Annotated in this window: 16 protein-coding genes; 11 read left to right on the top strand and 5 right to left on the bottom strand. The window is 62.4% G+C overall.

What is annotated here, in order from left to right; genetic code table 11:
- Positions 1 to 114: 114 nt before the first annotated feature.
- Positions 115 to 801, bottom strand: coding sequence for a response regulator (locus L0U81_RS15760; protein ID WP_013090980.1), 687 nt, complete (start codon positions 799 to 801; stop codon positions 115 to 117).
- A 149-nt stretch (positions 802 to 950) separates the two neighbouring features.
- Here L0U81_RS15760 and L0U81_RS15755 point away from each other — a divergent pair, with 149 nt between their 5' ends.
- Positions 951 to 1,175, top strand: coding sequence for a DUF3717 domain-containing protein (locus L0U81_RS15755; protein WP_233804072.1), 225 nt, complete (start codon positions 951 to 953; stop codon positions 1,173 to 1,175).
- A gap of 104 nt (positions 1,176 to 1,279) precedes the next feature.
- Here L0U81_RS15755 and L0U81_RS15750 read toward each other — a convergent pair whose 3' ends face one another.
- Entirely contained in the window at positions 1,280 to 1,570 is a 291-nt protein-coding gene (locus tag L0U81_RS15750) for a 4a-hydroxytetrahydrobiopterin dehydratase (RefSeq protein ID WP_233804070.1), read from the bottom strand.
- Positions 1,567 to 2,463, bottom strand: a complete 897-nt coding sequence (phhA, locus tag L0U81_RS15745) for a phenylalanine 4-monooxygenase (RefSeq protein ID WP_233804068.1) — start codon at positions 2,461 to 2,463, stop codon at positions 1,567 to 1,569. The genes L0U81_RS15750 and phhA overlap by 4 nt, the downstream gene beginning before the upstream one ends.
- A gap of 150 nt (positions 2,464 to 2,613) precedes the next feature.
- Between phhA and L0U81_RS15740 the strand changes: the two genes are divergently transcribed.
- On the top strand, positions 2,614 to 3,105 hold the full coding sequence (locus L0U81_RS15740) for an Lrp/AsnC family transcriptional regulator (protein WP_008917944.1): 492 nt from the start codon (positions 2,614 to 2,616) through the stop codon (positions 3,103 to 3,105).
- 86 nt (positions 3,106 to 3,191) lie between these two features.
- Here the strand turns inward: L0U81_RS15740 and L0U81_RS15735 are convergent, their stop codons facing one another.
- Together L0U81_RS15735 and L0U81_RS15730 are read right to left on the bottom strand one after the other, a co-directional pair.
- Positions 3,192 to 3,728 (bottom strand): class IV adenylate cyclase, encoded by a 537-nt coding sequence (locus L0U81_RS15735; protein ID WP_233804067.1) that lies wholly within the window; start codon positions 3,726 to 3,728, stop codon positions 3,192 to 3,194.
- A 242-nt stretch (positions 3,729 to 3,970) separates the two neighbouring features.
- The gene (locus tag L0U81_RS15730; protein WP_233804066.1) at positions 3,971 to 4,870 is read right to left on the bottom strand and encodes a LysR family transcriptional regulator; all 900 of its coding nucleotides are present in this window, start codon (positions 4,868 to 4,870) and stop codon (positions 3,971 to 3,973) included.
- A gap of 144 nt (positions 4,871 to 5,014) precedes the next feature.
- Here L0U81_RS15730 and L0U81_RS15725 point away from each other — a divergent pair, with 144 nt between their 5' ends.
- The 9 genes from L0U81_RS15725 to L0U81_RS15685 all read left to right on the top strand — a co-directional run bounded on the left by L0U81_RS15725 (position 5,015) and on the right by L0U81_RS15685 (position 16,755).
- Positions 5,015 to 6,583 carry a CoA-acylating methylmalonate-semialdehyde dehydrogenase gene (locus L0U81_RS15725; RefSeq protein ID WP_233804065.1) on the top strand — a complete coding sequence of 523 codons (1,569 nt, stop codon included), beginning with the start codon at positions 5,015 to 5,017 and terminating at the stop codon, positions 6,581 to 6,583.
- A 126-nt stretch (positions 6,584 to 6,709) separates the two neighbouring features.
- Entirely contained in the window at positions 6,710 to 8,425 is a 1,716-nt protein-coding gene (locus L0U81_RS15720; RefSeq protein WP_233804064.1) for a GMC family oxidoreductase, read from the top strand.
- Between the two features lie 230 nt (positions 8,426 to 8,655).
- Complete coding sequence (locus L0U81_RS15715) at positions 8,656 to 9,435, top strand: ABC transporter ATP-binding protein (RefSeq protein WP_233804063.1); 780 nt, start codon at positions 8,656 to 8,658, stop codon at positions 9,433 to 9,435.
- Positions 9,432 to 10,190: an ABC transporter ATP-binding protein gene (locus tag L0U81_RS15710; protein ID WP_233804062.1), complete on the top strand. Its 759-nt coding sequence runs from the start codon at positions 9,432 to 9,434 to the stop codon at positions 10,188 to 10,190. Before L0U81_RS15715 ends, L0U81_RS15710 begins: the two co-directional genes overlap by 4 nt.
- 62 nt (positions 10,191 to 10,252) lie before the next feature.
- Positions 10,253 to 11,467: an ABC transporter substrate-binding protein gene (locus L0U81_RS15705; protein WP_233804061.1), complete on the top strand. Its 1,215-nt coding sequence runs from the start codon at positions 10,253 to 10,255 to the stop codon at positions 11,465 to 11,467.
- A gap of 189 nt (positions 11,468 to 11,656) precedes the next feature.
- Positions 11,657 to 12,541 (top strand): branched-chain amino acid ABC transporter permease, encoded by an 885-nt coding sequence (locus L0U81_RS15700; RefSeq protein WP_233804060.1) that lies wholly within the window; start codon positions 11,657 to 11,659, stop codon positions 12,539 to 12,541.
- Positions 12,541 to 13,512, top strand: a complete 972-nt coding sequence (locus L0U81_RS15695) for a branched-chain amino acid ABC transporter permease (protein ID WP_233804370.1) — start codon at positions 12,541 to 12,543, stop codon at positions 13,510 to 13,512. The genes L0U81_RS15700 and L0U81_RS15695 overlap by 1 nt, the downstream gene beginning before the upstream one ends.
- A gap of 558 nt (positions 13,513 to 14,070) precedes the next feature.
- Entirely contained in the window at positions 14,071 to 15,237 is a 1,167-nt protein-coding gene (locus tag L0U81_RS15690) for an ABC transporter substrate-binding protein (RefSeq protein ID WP_233804059.1), read from the top strand.
- Between the two features lie 357 nt (positions 15,238 to 15,594).
- Positions 15,595 to 16,755: an ABC transporter substrate-binding protein gene (locus L0U81_RS15685; RefSeq protein ID WP_233804058.1), complete on the top strand. Its 1,161-nt coding sequence runs from the start codon at positions 15,595 to 15,597 to the stop codon at positions 16,753 to 16,755.
- The last annotated feature ends 11 nt before the right edge of the window (positions 16,756 to 16,766 follow it).

Raw genomic sequence — 16,766 nt, 5'->3', positions numbered from 1 at the left:
GCGAAGCGCCCAGAGACCGTTTGGATGCCGGCACGGCGCGCAGCGGGCGCAGCCGCTGCGCGGCGCCGGTCCGGGGCCGTCAGGCCGCGACTCGCTGCGCGGCCTTCACGACGATCATGCGGCCTGGCGAATTTCCTGCAACAGGTAGCCGAAGCCACGCACGGTGACGATTTCGACACGGCAGTTCTCGAGCTTCTTGCGCACGCGGTGCACGTAGACTTCAATCGCGGTATCGCCGAGATCGCCGCCGAAGTGCGTGAGGTGATCTTGAAGCTGCGCCTTGCTGACCACGCGGCCATGACGCAGCAGCAGCATTTCGAGCACCGCGAACTCGCGCGGCGACAACTCGAGCGGCTTGTCGTCGTTGAAGATGCGGCGATCGACGCCCGACAGGCGTACGCCACCCAGCGACACCTCCGGGCGCGGCATGTCACCGTGCGGACCGCTGCGGCGCATCACCGCGCGAATGCGCGCTTCGAGCTCGGCGGGTTCGAACGGCTTCAACATATAGTCGTCGGCGCCCGAGTTCAGGCCCTGGACGCGATCGTTCAGTTCGTCGCGCGCGGTCAGGATGATCACCGGCGTGTGACGATTACTCTGGCGGAAACGCGACAGCAGCGTCATGCCGTCGATGCCCGGCAGACCCAGATCGAGAATCACGAGTTCGTGGCGGTTTTGCGTGAGGGCCTGCTCGGCAAAGATGCCGTCATGGACCATGTCGACGGTGAAGCCGGCTTGTTCGAGACTGCTTTGGATGCCGCGTGCGATGGGGCGGTCATCTTCGATGAGAAGGAGTCGCATGGATTTCGCTCAAGTACAATGGGTTTAGGCGTTTGGGCAAGTGGTTCGCCGGGGCGCCTGCTACACAGGCAGCGTGCGAAGCGGCGGAAAACGCGCCGCAAAGCCGCTGTCGAGCTGCCTCGAAGCACCTTACCAGCCGTCGCGAAGTCATGTCCGAGATAAGCATTCACGAACTGGAAGCCGCGATCAACTTCTGGCGCGCCCGCTCACCTTCGAGCGGCGACGAACTCGTTCTGTGCAAGGAGGCAAGCGCGCTCTCCAAGCCATATGCGCTGCTGATTGTACAGCGTCAGAAGTCGCTATCACTGGATCGTTTCGACCCGATTGCAAGGCAGGCGTGGGAAGCTTACGTTCAACTTAATAATAGCCTGTAGATCTGAAGGTTTACCCAGGGAATTGCCTGCATTGCCCTTTCATTGTGGCCTGATTACGCGACCAGCCGTGGATAAACACGCGTCAAAGCCCGTAATTATTTGTATCAGGCAGCAATACTGTCGATGAACGTGGCCAGCGCGATGTCGCGTTCGGTCACGCCATTCGCTTCATGGGTGGACAGCATGATGTCAACCTTGCTGTACACGTTGAACCACTCGGGATGGTGATCCATTTCCTGCGCCTTGATGGCGACGCGCGTCATGAAGCCGAACGCCTCATTGAAGTCGGCGAACTCGAATGCGCGGCGAATCGCGTCACGCTCCGGCACGCTTTCCCAGCCATGCAGTTTCGCCAGTTGCCGGGTGCGCTCCCCGGAAGTCAGTTTCTGAATCATGGTGTGTCATCGCTGGTGTGCCAGCCTTCGCGGTTTCCTCGCGTGATTACGAAGTCGCTGTCGAACACGTCGCCGGCCGCATAGGCGGGTGCGTTGGCGAGCTTCGCCAGCAGCGGCGCGAAGTCGGTTTGCGCGACGCCGAACAGTTGCGCGAAGTCATCGATTACGAAGTAGGTTTTCTGGAACGTGTCGATCCGATAACGCGTGCACATCACACGTTCCAGCGCGAAGCCGAGACGGTTCGGCGCCGCGCTCTGCTGGCTGTAAAGCGTCTCGCCCTTGCTCGAGACGATGCCCGCACCGTAGATCTTCACGCCGTTCGGACTCCCTGCATCGCGGATCAGCCCGAACTCCACTGTGTACCAATAAAGCCGCGCGAGCAGCGGCAGCGCGCCCGCGTGATTGGCCGCCAGTGCGGCGCGGCCGTACGCGTGCATGTAGTCGGCGAACATCGGGTTGATCAGCAGCGGCACATGGCCGAACAGATCGTGAAAGCAGTCGGGCTCCTGCAGATAGTCGAGCTGGTCCGGGCTGCGCATCCACCACGTAACCGGAAAGCGGCGATTCGCGAGATGCTCGAAAAACACCTGATCCGGCACGAGGCCGGGTACCGCGACGATGCGCCAGCCGGTCGCGGGCGTGAGCTTCGCATTGACGTCGGCGACGCACGGCACCCGGTCGGGCGGCAGGCCAATGCGCTCGACGCCCGCGAGGAATTCATCGCAAACGCGGCCTTCGAGCAAGGTCGTTTGCCGCGCGTATAGCTGTTGCCAGACCGCATGATCGACCGCGCCGTAGCGTTCGATCGGCTGGTCGATCGTAAAGTCGGCGCGGATTTCGAGACCGGCGTCGAACGGTTCCTTGAGTTTGGCGGTGCTGGCGGCGGTGGACATGGCGAAGCTGCTCTAACAGCTTGAATTGCGTGAGATCGGTGAATGCAAGTGTAGAGCGGAGCACACGCGGGAAGGGCGCAAGATTGGCGAGATGATGCGACGATGTGCAATAATCGTGCATTAAATAGCCATTTGATGCGGGAAATGAACATGCTGGAACTCGATCACTTCGATCTCGCGCTGCTCGACGTGCTGCAGCGCTTTGGCCGCGCTACGCATCAGCAGCTGGCCGAGCAGGTGCCGCTGTCGCCGTCGCAGATCGGACGGCGCTTGCAGCGGCTGGAACAGGTCGGTGTGGTGGATGGCTATCGCGTCGTGCTACGGCCCGAAAAGCTCGGGCTCGGCGTCACCGCCTTCACGAGCCTGAAGCTCAAGCATCACGGCGATTCGATCATCGAGCAGTTTCAGCAGCAAATCGACGTACTGCCGGAAGTGCTCGAATGCCATGCGGTCGTCGGCGATGCCGACTATCTGCTGCGCATCGTCGCGCCGGATCTGAATTACCTGTCGACCTTCGTGATGAAGAAGCTGATGCGCGTGCCGGGCGTCGATAGCGTGCGCTCGAATATCGTGCTGACCACGTTCAAGCGCAATGGGCCGTTGCCGCTGGGGCATCTGGCGCCGGGGGCGGCGGCGGGTTGAGGGATTGACGAGATTGCCGGCGACGCCGGCAGGTGGAAAGAGGGAGCCGCGCGTACGGTGCCGCGGCTCCTGCGGTGCCCCGAGCTTTATGCCGCCTGTTTTGGCTGATCTTCGGCATTGAGCAGATCGACATAGGCGACCGGCACGAGATCCGCTTCGGACACGCCGAGGCTTTTGAACATCGCGTGCGCTTCGGCATGCCCGCCTTCTTCGTCGTCATTCTGCGCGAGCACCACTTCGAGTTCGACGAAATCGCCGAGACCGTCAACGCGATCCAGATGGATCCGCGTGCGCCCGATCAGATACACGTGCCGTTCCTTCGAGACGATGCCGCGGGTGGTCAGGGCGGTCGCGAGCAGCGCATGCATTGCTTCGGGATTCGTCACCGGACTGCGCGTGTAGTACGACGCCTTTGGGCCGTCGCGGTCGTCACGCTGATAGAAGATCAGCTCGGCCGGCGTGCCGTCGTCGAACTGACGCAGCTTCAGGCGTCCGCGCGGCACGTCGTAGAAAAAGTCCTGCTGGCGGAAGATCAGCGGAGCCTCCGTCGCGAGCTGCGCGGCGCGCTCGCGCAGTTGGTCGAAGTGCTGGGCGCGGGCTTTGATTTCGATGTTGCGTGCCATGTCAGGCTCCTGTCGATGGATGGAGTGACCGGCGGCTTCCGCGGTTGCTGGTGTTGCCGGGGAGAAGCCGCCGGGAAGGACAAAGTCAGGCGGAAGGGAAAGCGGCGCGAGGCCGCGGCGCGGGCGTAGATCGACAATCTAGCAAAAACTTCGTGACAAGTTGGTTTCAGTGCGGCGCTCAGGTGGGAGAGGGGCGGGCATTAGCGAGACTCATATCGCAACGCGAGTCGGACCGCCCCCGCTCAGGTCGCCCACTGCTGTTCGATCAGCTTCAACGCCGCCGCGATCGCCGGCTCGTCCTTGCGCTCGTCGAGCGTAATGAAGCTCAACTGGGTCGGCACCGTGATGCCGTCGACGATCGTCAGCGCGTGCGCATGCGCCTCGGCGATCGCGGTCGCGTCGCGCGCGAGCGTGAGACCGACGCCCGACTTGACCAGATCGAGCATCGACGGCTCCTGGTCCACCTCAGCCACCTTGACCGGCTTCACGCCCGCCTCGCCGAAGCACCGCGACAGCAGCCGGTTGTGCGCGGACGCCGGCGGCGTCCAGATCCACGGCAGCGCCGCGAGCGAGCGCCAGTCACGCGCACCCTTCACGCGATCTTTCCAGCCCGCCGGCGCGAGCACGCGATACTGGAAATGCGTGAGCGTGACCGCGTGAAACGTGGCGCCATCGCGGGTGTCCTCGTCGGACGGCAGGCCGATGTAGTAGCCGACGTCGAGCTCGCCCGCGCGAATCTGCTCGCGCACCCAGCCTGACATGCCGTGGCGCAGCGCGGTCTCGATCTGCGGCCAGGTCTCGACGAGCTGCTTCAGGAAACCGCCGAGGCGCAGAAACTCGGGGTCGAGAATCGTGCCGATGCGCAGGCGCCCGCGCACCTCCTGGCGCAGCGTCTGCGCGGCGCGTTGTACGTCGGCTGCCGCGCCGAGCGCGCGTTCGGCGTGCGGCAACAGCGCCTGGCCGTCGCGCGTCAGCGCGAGCCCGTGCGAAGTCCGCGTGAACAGCGTCACGTCGAGCGTCTCCTGCAAGTGCTTGATTTGCAGGCTGACGGCAGGTTGGGTCAGGTGCAGTTGCACCGCGGCACGCGTGAGGTTGCCCTCGCGTGCGACGGTGACGAAGGCCCTAAGCAGAGTCAGATCCATAACCTGATATTAGCGCGGCTTATAGCGCAATTGAGCATTACTCATTGGATTTGTCGTCCGTAAGCGCCGTACGCTTGGCATTCAGCATGCTTCGGCGCGCAGTATCGAGCGCGAAGCGGAAGATTTCACAGGAAGAGGAACGAGATGAGCGAGACATATCAGAACGAAACCGCGCCGAACGAAAGCGCCCAGGACGTCGCAGCACGCCGGGCGGCTGGCGCACGCGCGCTGAGTCATTTCATCAACGGCAAGCCCGTCGAAGGCACGAGCGGGCGCTTTGGCGATGTCTTCAATCCGGCGCTCGGCAGGGTCAGCGCGCATGTGCCCCTCGCGAGCGTCGCCGAGGTGGATGCCGCGATCGCGGCCGCGAAAGCCGCGTTTCCCGCATGGAGCGAAACCGCGCCGATCAAACGCGCGCGCGTGCTGTTCAAGTTCAAGGAATTGCTCGACCGTCATCACGACGAACTTGCCGAGTTGATCACGCGCGAGCATGGCAAGGTGTTTTCCGACGCGAAAGGCGAGGTGATGCGCGGCATCGAAATCGTCGAATTTGCATGCGGCATCCCGAATCTGCTGAAGACCGACTTCACCGATCAGATCGGTGGCGGCATCGACAACTGGAATCTGCGTCAGCCGCTCGGCGTGGTCGCGGGTATCACGCCGTTCAATTTCCCGATGATGGTGCCGTGCTGGATGTTCCCGGTCGCGATCGCGTGCGGCAACACCTTCGTGCTGAAGCCGTCCGAACGCGATCCGTCCGCGTCGAACCGGCTCGCCGAACTGCTGAAGGAAGCTGGCTTGCCGGACGGCGTGTTCAACGTCGTGCACGGCGACAAGGTCGCGGTCGACGCGCTGCTCGTGCATCCGGAAGTGAGCGCGCTGTCGTTCGTCGGCTCGACGCCGATCGCCGAATATATCTATACGGAAGGCACGAAGCATGGCAAGCGTGTCCAGGCGTTGGGCGGTGCCAAAAATCACCTCGTCGTGATGCCCGACGCCGATCTCGACCAGGCCGTCGACGCACTGATCGGCGCCGCCTACGGTTCGGCCGGCGAGCGCTGCATGGCGATTTCGGTGGCGGTCGCGGTGGGGCATATCGCCGATGAGCTGATCGAGCGTCTGACGCCGCGCGTGAAGAGCCTGAAGATCCTCGACGGCATGGAAGCGGCCGCCGAAATGGGGCCGCTCGTTACCGGCGCGCATCGCGACAAGGTGGTCGGTTATATCGACGCTGGCGTCGCGGCGGGCGCAAAGCTCGTCGTCGATGGGCGCGGTCATGCGGTCGCGGGGCGCGAGAAGGGCTTCTTCCTCGGCGGCACGCTGTTCGACGACGTCTCGCCCGAGATGAAGATCTACCGTGAGGAGATTTTTGGACCGGTGCTGTGCGTCGTGCGCGTGCCTGACTTTGCTTCCGCGGTCGAGCTGATCAACGCGAATCAGTTTGCGAACGGCGTGTCGCTGTTCACGTCCGACGGCGGTATTGCGCGCGCGTTTTCGCGCCAGATCGAGATCGGCATGGTCGGCATCAACGTGCCGATTCCGGTGCCGATGGCCTGGCATTCGTTCGGCGGCTGGAAGAAGTCGCTGTTCGGCGATCATCACGCGTACGGTGAGGAAGGCGTGCGCTTCTACACGCGCTACAAGAGCATCATGCAGCGCTGGCCCGACAGCATTGCGAAGGGCGCTGAATTCACGATGCCGGTCGCCAAATAGTCGGGCGGTTGCGTGCAACATCAAGTCCGCACGCGCTCCACAAAAAATAAAAGCCCTTCGCCGCGCATGCGTTGGAACGCTCAAGCGTCCACGCATGCGCGGCAAAAATGCTTAGGAGACTGAACGATGAGTCATAGCGACAGTACGCCCGGGACCCCACGGCGGCTCGAAGGCGAGTTCGACTACATCATTGTCGGTGCGGGCACCGCGGGCTGCGTGCTGGCGAACCGGCTCACCGAAGATCCCGACGTCCAGGTGCTGCTGCTCGAAGCCGGCGGCAAAGACGACTACCACTGGATTCACGTGCCGGTCGGCTATCTGTACTGCATTGGCAATCCGCGCACGGACTGGCTGTACAAGACGCAGGCCGAACCGGGTCTGAACGGCCGCGCGCTGTCGTATCCGCGTGGGCGCGTGCTCGGCGGCAGTTCATCGATCAACGGCATGATCTATATGCGCGGCCAGCGCGAAGACTACGACGAATGGGCGCGCGTGACGAACGACAGCGCATGGTCATGGAACGCGGTGCTGCCGGTCTTCAGGCGCAGCGAGGACCATTACGGCGGCGCCACCGAATCGCACGGTGCAGGCGGACCGTGGCGCGTCGAAAAGCAGCGCCTCAAATGGAAGATTCTCGAAGAGTTTGCGCAAGCCGCGCAGCAAACCGGCATTCCCGCCGCTGACGATTTCAATCGCGGCGACAACACCGGCGTCGGCTACTTCGACGTCAATCAGAAGCGCGGTATTCGCTGGAATGCGTCGAAGGCATTTTTGAGGCCCGCGCTGAAGCGCGGGAATCTGACGGTCATTACCGGTGCCCACACGCAGCGTGTCGTGTTCGATGGCCGCCGCTGCAGCGGGGTCGAATATCGTGGCGGCGAGGTCGACTATCTCGCCAAAGCACGTTGCGAAGTGATCCTTTGCGCGGGCGCGGTCAACTCGCCGCAACTGCTCGAACTGTCCGGCGTCGGCAATGGCGCGCGTCTGCAGGATCTCGGCATCGAGGTCGTTCAGGATCTGCGCGGCGTCGGCGAAAATCTGCAGGACCATCTGCAACTGCGCATGGCGTATCAGGTGCAGGGCGTGCGCACGCTGAATACACTGTCCGCGCACTGGTGGGGCAAGCTGATGATCGGCATGCAGTACGCATTGTTTCAGAGCGGACCGATGTCGATGTCGCCGTCGCAACTCGGTGCGTTCGCGAAGTCCGACGCCGACGATCGCTCGCTCTCGCGACCCGATCTCGAGTATCACGTGCAGCCTTTGTCGCTCGATCGCTTTGGAGAACCGCTGCATCGCTTCAACGCGTTCACGGCTTCGGTGTGTCAGCTGCGCCCCACGTCGCGCGGCAGCATCCATATTGCGTCGGCCGATGCGGCTGCGCCGCCGTTGATCGCACCGAATTATCTGTCGACCGATTACGACCGCCACGTCGCCGCGAACGCGCTACGGCTCACGCGTCGCATCGTCGCTGCGCCCGCGCTCGCGCGCTATCAGCCGCGGGAGATTCTGCCGGGCCTCCAGTATCAGAGCGAAGAAGAATTGCAGCAGGCCGCGGGCGCGGTGGGCACGACGATCTTCCATCCGGTCGGCACCTGCCGCATGGGCACGAGCGACGATCCCGCCGCCGTCGTCGATAACCGGCTACGCGTTTTCGGAGTCGAAGGCTTGCGGGTCGTCGATGCCTCGGTGATGCCCAACATTACGTCGGGCAATACCAATTCGCCGACGCTGATGATCGCCGAGCGCGCGAGCGACATGATCCGCGAGGATCGTCGCGCGCGCGTGAGCGGCAGCATGGCCGCGCCAACGAGTGTCGCCGCGTTGATGTCAGCCGTGTGACATGCTGCGTGTGCGCACGGCGCGGGCCTCGTTCACTAAGTGCAAATCCCAATGAATGCGCTGCATCATTGGCGCGACAATGTCAGCGATGTGCGTGCCGCGCCGTGGGTAACATCGGGATTGGTGCGGCACGCCAACGAGCGGCAAGGGGTGCCGCCAACATAACAAGTCGCGCAGAGCTTCGCGCGGAAAGATCGTAATGCTTCGCCTTACTCCGTATGGAAGGGAACATGATTCTCGGCGATACGATTCTCGAAACGCGCGGCCTCACCCGTGAGTTCAAAGGCTTTGTCGCCGTGAACGGGGTCAACCTGCGCGTGCGCCGTGGCTCGATCCATGCTCTGATCGGCCCCAATGGAGCGGGCAAGACCACCTGCTTCAATCTGCTCACCAAATTCCTCGAGCCCACCGCGGGTCAGATCGTTTTCAACGGCATCGATATCACCAGCGAACGTCCTGCGCAGATCGCGCGGCGCGGCATCATCCGTTCATTCCAGATCTCCGCGGTATTTCCGCATCTGACGGCATTGCAGAATGTGCGCATCGGTTTGCAGCGCTCGCTCGGCACCGCGTTTCACTTCTGGAAGAGCGAGCGTACGCTGCAGCGTCTGAACGATCGCGCGATGGATCTGCTGACCCAGGTCGGCCTGACCGATTTCGCCGACGTGTTGACGGTCGAGCTTGCATACGGCCGCAAGCGCGCGCTCGAAATCGCGACCACGCTCGCGATGGAGCCGGAACTGATGCTGCTCGACGAGCCGACGCAGGGCATGGGTCATGAGGACGTCGACCGCGTAACCGCGCTGATCAAAAAAGTATCGGCGGGCCGCACGATCCTGATGGTCGAGCACAACATGAACGTGATCGCCGGTATCTCCGACACGATCACCGTGCTGCAACGGGGTGAAGTGCTCGCCGAGGGCAGCTACGCGGAAGTGTCGAAGAATGCGCTCGTGATGCAAGCCTACATGGGCAGCGCCGACGCGGCGCTCGCCGGAGCCCACGCATGAATACGACGGTCGAGCGCGAAGGCGTCGAGGCGAACGAAACGAAAAGCGGCGCACCCGCGCTGGAAATCGCGGGACTGCAAGCCTGGTACGGGGAATCCCATATTCTGCACGGCGTCGATCTGTCGATCGGCCGCGGCGAGGTCGTGACGCTGCTCGGGCGCAATGGCGCGGGCCGCACCACGACGCTGCGCGCGATCATGGGCCTCACGGGTCGCCGCACCGGCTCGATCCGGATCGGCGGACGCGAAACGATCGGTCTGCCCACGCATCGCATCGCGCATTGCGGCATCGGCTATTGCCCGGAAGAACGCGGTATTTTTTCGAGCCTGTCGTGCGAGGAAAATCTGCTGCTGCCGCCGCCCATCGGCGACAAGGCGCACATGATGTCGCTCGAGGAAATCTACGCGATGTTCCCGAACCTGTACGAGCGGCGCATGAGTCAGGGCACGCGGCTCTCAGGCGGCGAACAGCAGATGCTCGCGGTCGCGCGGATTCTGCGCACCGGCGCGAATCTGCTGCTGCTCGATGAAATCTCGGAAGGGCTCGCGCCTGTGATCGTGCAGGCGCTCGCGCGTATGATCGTCACGCTGAAGGCGCGCGGCTACACGATCGTGATGGTCGAGCAGAACTTCCGCTTTGCCGCGCCGCTCGCGGACCGTTTCTATGTGATGGAACACGGCATGATCGTCGAGCATTTCGGGGCCGGCGAGCTCGAAGGCAAGATGCCGGTGCTCCATGATTTACTGGGCGTATAGACACGGACTCCCTCACGCCCGACTGCCTCTGATAACCACAAGCGAATAACCAGGAGACACGCATGAAAAGAAACCCACTCGCGCGGCTTGCCTCACTCTGTTTCGCGGTCGCCGCCGGCGCCGCACTGACGCTGGGCAGCGCGCAAGCGGCCGACGATGCCGTGAAGATCGGTTTCATCACGGATCTGTCGGGACTGTACGCGGACATCGACGGGCCGGGCGGTCTTGAAGCGATCCGGATGGCGGTCGCAGACTTCGGCGGCAAGGTCAACGGCAAGCCGATCACGGTGTTGTACGCGGATCACCAGAACAAGGCGGACATCGCGGCGTCGCGCGCTCGCGAATGGTTCGATCGCGATGGCGTCGACATGGTGATCGGCGGCACGAACTCGGCGACCGCTCTGTCGACGAACACCGTCGCGGGCGAGAAGCACAAGGTCTACATCAATGTCGGCGCCGGTGCCGATACGCTGACCAACGAGCAATGCACTCCGTACACGATCCACTACGCGTATGACACGACCGCGCTGGCAAATGGCACGGGCTCGGCGGTGACGAAGCAGGGCGGCAAGACGTGGTACTTCCTGACGGCAGACTACGCCTTCGGCAAGGCGCTTGAAAAAGCGACCTCGGACGTCGTGAAGGCGAACGGCGGCCAGGTACTCGGCGCGGTGCGTCATCCGCTGTCGGCATCGGACTTCTCCTCGTTCCTGCTGCAGGCGCAGGCGTCGAAGGCGCAGATCCTCGGTCTCGCGAACGCGGGCGGCGACACGATCAACTCGATCAAGGCCGCGAAGGAGTTCGGCATTCCGAAGACGATGAAGATCGCCGCGCTGCTGATGTTCATCAACGACGTGCACAGCCTCGGTCTCGACACGACGCAAGGTCTCGTGCTGACCGACAGCTGGTACTGGAACAAGAACGCCGACACGCGCAAGTGGTCGCAGCGCTATTTCGACAAGATGAAGAAGATGCCGTCGAGCCTGCAGGCTGCTGACTACTCGGCGACGATGAACTATCTGAAGGCGGTGCAGGCGGTCGGCACGACCGATCCGGACAAGGTGATGGCGCAGCTGCGCAAGACGAAGATCGACGACTTCTACGCGAAGGGCTACATCCGTGAGGACGGCAGCATGATCCACGACATGTACCTGATGCAGGTGAAGACACCGGCCGAATCAAAAGAGCCGTGGGACTACTACAAGATCATGGCGACGATTCCTGGCGATCAGGCCTTCACGACCAAGGCGCAGACCCGCTGCGCGATGTGGAAGTAAGCGCGGGCTCCGAGTAAGCGGTCGCGGACCGCGCAGACCTGGGAGAACCGCCGGCGGTGCAGGGGCGCGCGCTGGCGGTTAAGCGTTTCAGATGCCGCACGTGATGAGCAGCATCCGCTCGTCGCGTGGCGGCCGGATCGTGCGTAACCGATCTCACCTTGACGATGGCTTGAAGGGCTAAGGGCTTCAATGGACATCTTTGGCGTTCCGCTACCGGCGATGCTGAGCCAGCTTCTGCTCGGGCTCGTGAACGGCTCGTTCTACGCGATTCTGAGCCTCGGGCTGGCAGTGATTTTCGGCCTGCTCAACGTGATCAACTTCGCGCATGGCGCGTTGTTCATGCTCGGCGCGATGCTCGCGTGGATGGGGCTGTCGTATTTCAATCTGCCGTACTGGGTGATGCTGGTGCTCGCGCCGCTGATCGTCGGGCTGGTCGGCATCGTGATCGAGCGCTCGATGCTGCGCTGGCTTTACAAGCTCGATCATCTGTATGGTCTGTTGCTGACGTTTGGTCTCACGCTCGTGATCGAAGGCGTGTTCCACTCGATCTACGGCTCGTCGGGCCAGCCGTACGACGTGCCGGCGGCGCTGTCGGGCGCGACCAATCTCGGCTTCATGTTCCTGCCGAACTATCGCGCGTGGGTGGTCGTCGCGTCGCTCGTCGTATGCTTCGCGACGTGGTTCGTGATCGAGAAGACGCGGCTTGGCGCGTATCTGCGCGCGGGCACCGAAAACCCGAAGCTCGTCGAGGCGTTCGGCATCAACGTGCCGCTGATGATCACGCTGACCTACGGCTTTGGCGTCGCGCTTGCGGCGTTTGCCGGTGTGCTCGCGGCACCGGTGATTCAGGTGTCGCCGCTGATGGGCCAGTCGATGATCATCACCGTATTCGCGGTGGTCGTGATCGGCGGCATGGGCTCGATCATGGGCTCGATTCTGACCGGCCTGATGCTCGGCGTAGTCGAAGGACTGACGCGGGTGTACTACCCCGAAGCGTCGGCGACCGTCGTCTTCGTGATCATGGCGCTCGTGCTGCTCGTGCGTCCGGCGGGTCTTTTCGGCAGGGAAAAATGATGCAGAGAAAAGTGCTCTACGGTCTGCTGCTGATCGTGCTGCTCGCGGTGCCGGTGCTCGGCATCTATCCGCTCTTCGTGATGAAGGTGCTGTGCTTCGCGCTGTTCGCGGCCGCCTTCAATCTGCTGATCGGCTATACGGGCTTGCTGTCCTTTGGTCACGCGATGTTCCTTGCGTCGGCTGGCTACGTGGCAGGCTATGCGATGCAGACGCTCGGCTTTTCGCCGGAACTCGGTGTGGTGAGCGGCACCGCGGTGGCGACGCTGCTTGGGCTCGTCGTCGGTTTCTTCGCGATTCGCCGTCAGGGCATCTACTTCGCGATGGTGACGCTCGCGCTCGCGCAGATGGTCTACTTCGTGTTCCTGCAGGCGCCATTCACGCACGGTGAAGACGGCCTGCAAGGCGTGCCGCGCGGCAAGCTGTTCGGCATGCTCAGTCTGTCCTCGGATGTCGCGCTGTATTTCGTCGTGCTCGCGGTGATCGTCGCAGCGTTCCTGCTGATTGTGCGCATCGTGCATTCGCCGTTCGGGCAGGTACTCGTCGCGATCAAGGAAAACGAGCCGCGTGCGGTGTCGCTTGGTTACGATACCGACCGTTTCAAGCTGCTCGCATTCATTCTGTCGGCTGGCCTCGCGGGCCTCGCGGGTTCGCTGAAGGTGCTGGTGCAAGGCTTCGAAACGCTGAGCGATGCCTATTGGACGATGTCCGGCCTCGTGATCCTGATGACGCTGGTAGGCGGCATGGGCACGCTGTTTGGCCCCTTGCTTGGCGCCGCGCTGATCGTGTCGCTCGAAGACCGGCTCGGCGATATCGGCTCGGCGCTGGCGTCGGTGACAGGCATCGACTGGTTCCACTCACTCGGCGAGTCGGTGACGATCGTCACTGGGCTGATCTTTATCGCGTGTGTGCTTGCGTTCCGACGCGGCATCGTTGGGGAGATCGTCGCACGTGTGCGGCCGCTGCGAGCTTGAGATCATCTGTTTGATCGGGCCTGCAAGGTCGCGCGCTTGATGCAGTGCGATAAACCATTCCTTCGGCATCCGATCTAATTGCACCTCTTCATGAAGGTCCGCTGAATCAGAGGGTTGAGCGAACTTGCGGCAAATTGTGCGGCGTAAATCCGCCGAACCTGCCCCAGTTCGGTGCCGCAGTGCACCACTAGGGTAATTGCTAGTTGTTACAGCTTAGGCGGTCGTTTAATCTTCACCCAGTTCTGATGCACCACGAATTTGCAGGTGGAGAACGAGGAGACAATTGAGGCACTAAGTGCCCAGAAGAAAGCGCTGTTGGATTGATATCCAACAGCGCTTTTTCATTTGCGCTCTCGAATTTATTCGGCGCAATATCCGGCTAATCCGCAAGCCATTTTTTATTCCCCGCGAAGCGCTGTCTTTAAACGTCGCAAGTCTGCGAGCTGCTTGCAGCGCGGCGCTTGCGTCCGCTAAACTCGTCATTTACCGACCACTGGGTCGGCAATTAAATTCGTGGATTTAATTGCAATTGAATAATGGGGTTAATAGAGGAGCAGGATGAAGTCGGCATTGCGATGGATCAGCGCGGCAGTGGTCGCCACTGGAGTTTCGGCTGCATGGAGCGGTCATGCATTCGCGGACGTGAAAATCGGCGTCACCGTGTCGGCAACAGGGCCTGCCGCCTCACTCGGGATTCCGGAAAAGAACACGATTGCGCTGCTGCCGAAAGAAGTAGCGGGCCAGAAAATCGACTACATCGTCCTCGACGACGCGACGGACTCCACTCAGGCGGTCAAGAACACCCGCAAGCTCACTAGCGAAGACCACGTCGATGCGCTGATCGGCTCGACCGTCGTACCGAACTCGCTCGCCATGATCGACGTCGCCGCCGAAACCTCTACGCCGATGATCTCGATGGCCGCGGCCGCGGGCATCGTCGAACCGATGGACGCGAAGCGCGGATGGGTCTTCAAGACGCCGCAAAACGACATCCTGATGGCTACCGCGATCGCGCAGCACATGGCGAATCACGGCGTGAAAACGGTCGCGTTCATCGGCTTTTCCGACGCGTACGGCGAAAGCTGGTTCAAGGAATTCGGCAAGGCTGCTGACCTGGCGAAGATCAAGATCGTCGCGAACGAGCGCTTTGCTCGCAACGATGCATCGGTTACGGGCCAGGTGCTGAAGATGATGTCGCAGAACCCGGACGCGGTGCTGATCGCGGGCGCGGGCACGCCGGCCGCGCTGCCGCAGAAAACATTGAAGGAGCGCGGCTACAAGGGCAAGTACTATCAGACGCACGGTGTCGCGAACAACGACTTCCTGCGCGTGTGCGGTAAGGATTGCGACGGCACGTGGCTGCCCGCCGGCCCGCTGCTGGTCGCTGAGCAACTGCCCGATGCGAATCCGGTGAAGAAGAGCGCGCTTGCGTACAAGCACGCGTATGAAACCGCGTATGGCGCGGGCTCAGTGTCGACGTTCGGCGGTCACGCATGGGACGCGGGCCTGCTGTTGCAGCATGCGATCCCGCTCGCATTGAAGAAGGGCCCGCCCGGCACGCCGGCATTCCGCGAGGCGCTGCGCACCGCGCTCGAAGGCACGAAGGATCTGCCCGCGTCGCATGGCATCTTCAACATGAGCGCGAACGACCACGCCGGTCTCGATCAGCGGGCGCGTGTGATGGTGCAGATCGTCGACGGCAAGTGGAAGCTGACCAGCGACTGAGCGAAGGCTCTGCGCCGAGGGACCTCATCGAAAAAGACGCGTGCAGTTGACGCGTCTTTTTTATTGCCTGGGCATGGCGTCGGCAGCGCGCAAAAGTGTGGTTTCGCTGCTTCAGGGCAAACCCGCATTTAGTGCACGCTCTCTTGACCGTCGATATCGCAGAACGCAAGCTACTAACATATTAGTGGTTTGTCGGTGATTGATCGGAACACAGCCGCGGCACAGAAAGGCGAAGGTATGCGCGTCGAGCAGGGAAAACCATGCTTGGCACACCTGGTCCCGCTCAATAGATTCAGACACCCGGCCCAGCAAGCCGGCTTACAGAGAGGCGCTATTCAAGGCGTTTGGAGACTCGCAATGAAAATCACAAGGCATTGGGTACGCACCAGCATCGCGATGGCGCTGATGTGCGGCGCGGGGGCGGCATTCGCGCAGGTGAAGATCGGTGTCACGCTGTCGACGACAGGGCCGGCCGCATCGCTCGGGATTCCTGAGAAGAACACGATCGCACTGCTGCCGAAGGAGATTGCCGGTAAGAGCGTGCAGTACATCATTCTCGACGACGGGTCGGATACCAGCAAGGCCGTGCAGAACACGCGCAAGCTGATCGACGAAGATCACGTCGACGCGATCATCGGCTCGACCGTCACGCCGAATTCGCTCGCAATGCTCGATCCCGCCGCCGAAGGCAAGACGCCGGTGATCTCGCTCGCGGCATCGGCAGCGATCATCCAGCCGATGGATGCGAAGCGCGCATGGGCGTTCAAACCGCCTCAGAACGACAGCCTGATGGCCGATGCGATCGCCGATTACATGCAGCATCACGGCGTGAAGACGGTCGGCTTCATCGGCTTCTCGGATGCATACGGCGAAAGCTGGAACACGACGTTCGACGCCGCGGCGAAAGCGCACAACCTGAAGATCGTGTCGAACGAGCGCTTCAACCGCACCGACGCATCGGTGACGGGCCAGGTGCTGAAGACGATCGGCGCGAATCCCGATGCGGTGCTGATCGCGGGCTCGGGCACGCCGGCGGCGTTGCCGGCCAGGACGCTGAAGGAGCGTGGCTACAAGGGCAAGATCTATCAGACGCACGGTGTCGCGAACAACGATTTCTTGCGCGTTTGCGGCAAGGATTGCGAAGGCGAGCTTCTGCCGGCCGGTCCGATTCTCGTCGTCGATCAGCTGCCGGACTCGAACCCGGTGAAGAAGTCGTCGGAAGCCTATAAGAGCGCGTATGAGAAGGCGTATGGCGCGGGTTCGGTCGCGACCTTCGGTGGTCACGCGTGGGATGCCGGCCAGATGCTGCAGGCCGCGATTCCGGTCGCCTTGAAGACCGCGCAGCCGGGCACGCCCGAGTTCCGCCTGGCGCTGCGCAATGCGCTCGAAAACATCAAGGAGCTGCCGGTGTCGCACGGCATCATGAACACCACTGCGACCGACCACAACGGCCTCGACCAGCGCGCACGCGTGATCGTGCAGATCGTCGACGGCAAGTGGAAGCTGCAGAACGATTAAGACCCTCTACA

The sequence above is a fragment of the Paraburkholderia sp. HP33-1 genome (genome assembly GCF_021390595.1).
GTDB lineage: Bacteria > Pseudomonadota > Gammaproteobacteria > Burkholderiales > Burkholderiaceae > Paraburkholderia.
The sequence above is the reverse complement of the archived record's forward strand: the minus strand, read 5'-3'. Positions and strand labels throughout refer to the sequence as shown.

Bases quoted from the DNA above. Each gene is read 5' to 3' on its own strand.
- L0U81_RS15755 (WP_233804072.1), top strand. From the start codon at position 951: ATGTCCGAGATAAGCATTCACGAACTGGAAGCCGCGATCAACTTCTGG.
- phhA (WP_233804068.1), bottom strand. From the start codon at position 2,463: ATGTCCACCGCCGCCAGCACCGCCAAACTCAAGGAACCGTTCGACGCC.
- L0U81_RS15760 (WP_013090980.1), bottom strand. From the start codon at position 801: ATGCGACTCCTTCTCATCGAAGATGACCGCCCCATCGCACGCGGCATC.
- L0U81_RS15695 (WP_233804370.1), top strand. From the start codon at position 12,541: ATGCAGAGAAAAGTGCTCTACGGTCTGCTGCTGATCGTGCTGCTCGCG.
- L0U81_RS15750 (WP_233804070.1), bottom strand. From the start codon at position 1,570: ATGATTCAGAAACTGACTTCCGGGGAGCGCACCCGGCAACTGGCGAAA.
- L0U81_RS15720 (WP_233804064.1), top strand. From the start codon at position 6,710: ATGAGTCATAGCGACAGTACGCCCGGGACCCCACGGCGGCTCGAAGGC.
- L0U81_RS15730 (WP_233804066.1), bottom strand. From the start codon at position 4,870: ATGGATCTGACTCTGCTTAGGGCCTTCGTCACCGTCGCACGCGAGGGC.
- L0U81_RS15715 (WP_233804063.1), top strand. From the start codon at position 8,656: ATGATTCTCGGCGATACGATTCTCGAAACGCGCGGCCTCACCCGTGAG.
- L0U81_RS15710 (WP_233804062.1), top strand. From the start codon at position 9,432: ATGAATACGACGGTCGAGCGCGAAGGCGTCGAGGCGAACGAAACGAAA.
- L0U81_RS15725 (WP_233804065.1), top strand. From the start codon at position 5,015: ATGAGCGAGACATATCAGAACGAAACCGCGCCGAACGAAAGCGCCCAG.
- L0U81_RS15735 (WP_233804067.1), bottom strand. From the start codon at position 3,728: ATGGCACGCAACATCGAAATCAAAGCCCGCGCCCAGCACTTCGACCAA.
- L0U81_RS15740 (WP_008917944.1), top strand. From the start codon at position 2,614: ATGCTGGAACTCGATCACTTCGATCTCGCGCTGCTCGACGTGCTGCAG.
- L0U81_RS15690 (WP_233804059.1), top strand. From the start codon at position 14,071: ATGAAGTCGGCATTGCGATGGATCAGCGCGGCAGTGGTCGCCACTGGA.
- L0U81_RS15685 (WP_233804058.1), top strand. From the start codon at position 15,595: ATGAAAATCACAAGGCATTGGGTACGCACCAGCATCGCGATGGCGCTG.
- L0U81_RS15700 (WP_233804060.1), top strand. From the start codon at position 11,657: ATGGACATCTTTGGCGTTCCGCTACCGGCGATGCTGAGCCAGCTTCTG.
- L0U81_RS15705 (WP_233804061.1), top strand. From the start codon at position 10,253: ATGAAAAGAAACCCACTCGCGCGGCTTGCCTCACTCTGTTTCGCGGTC.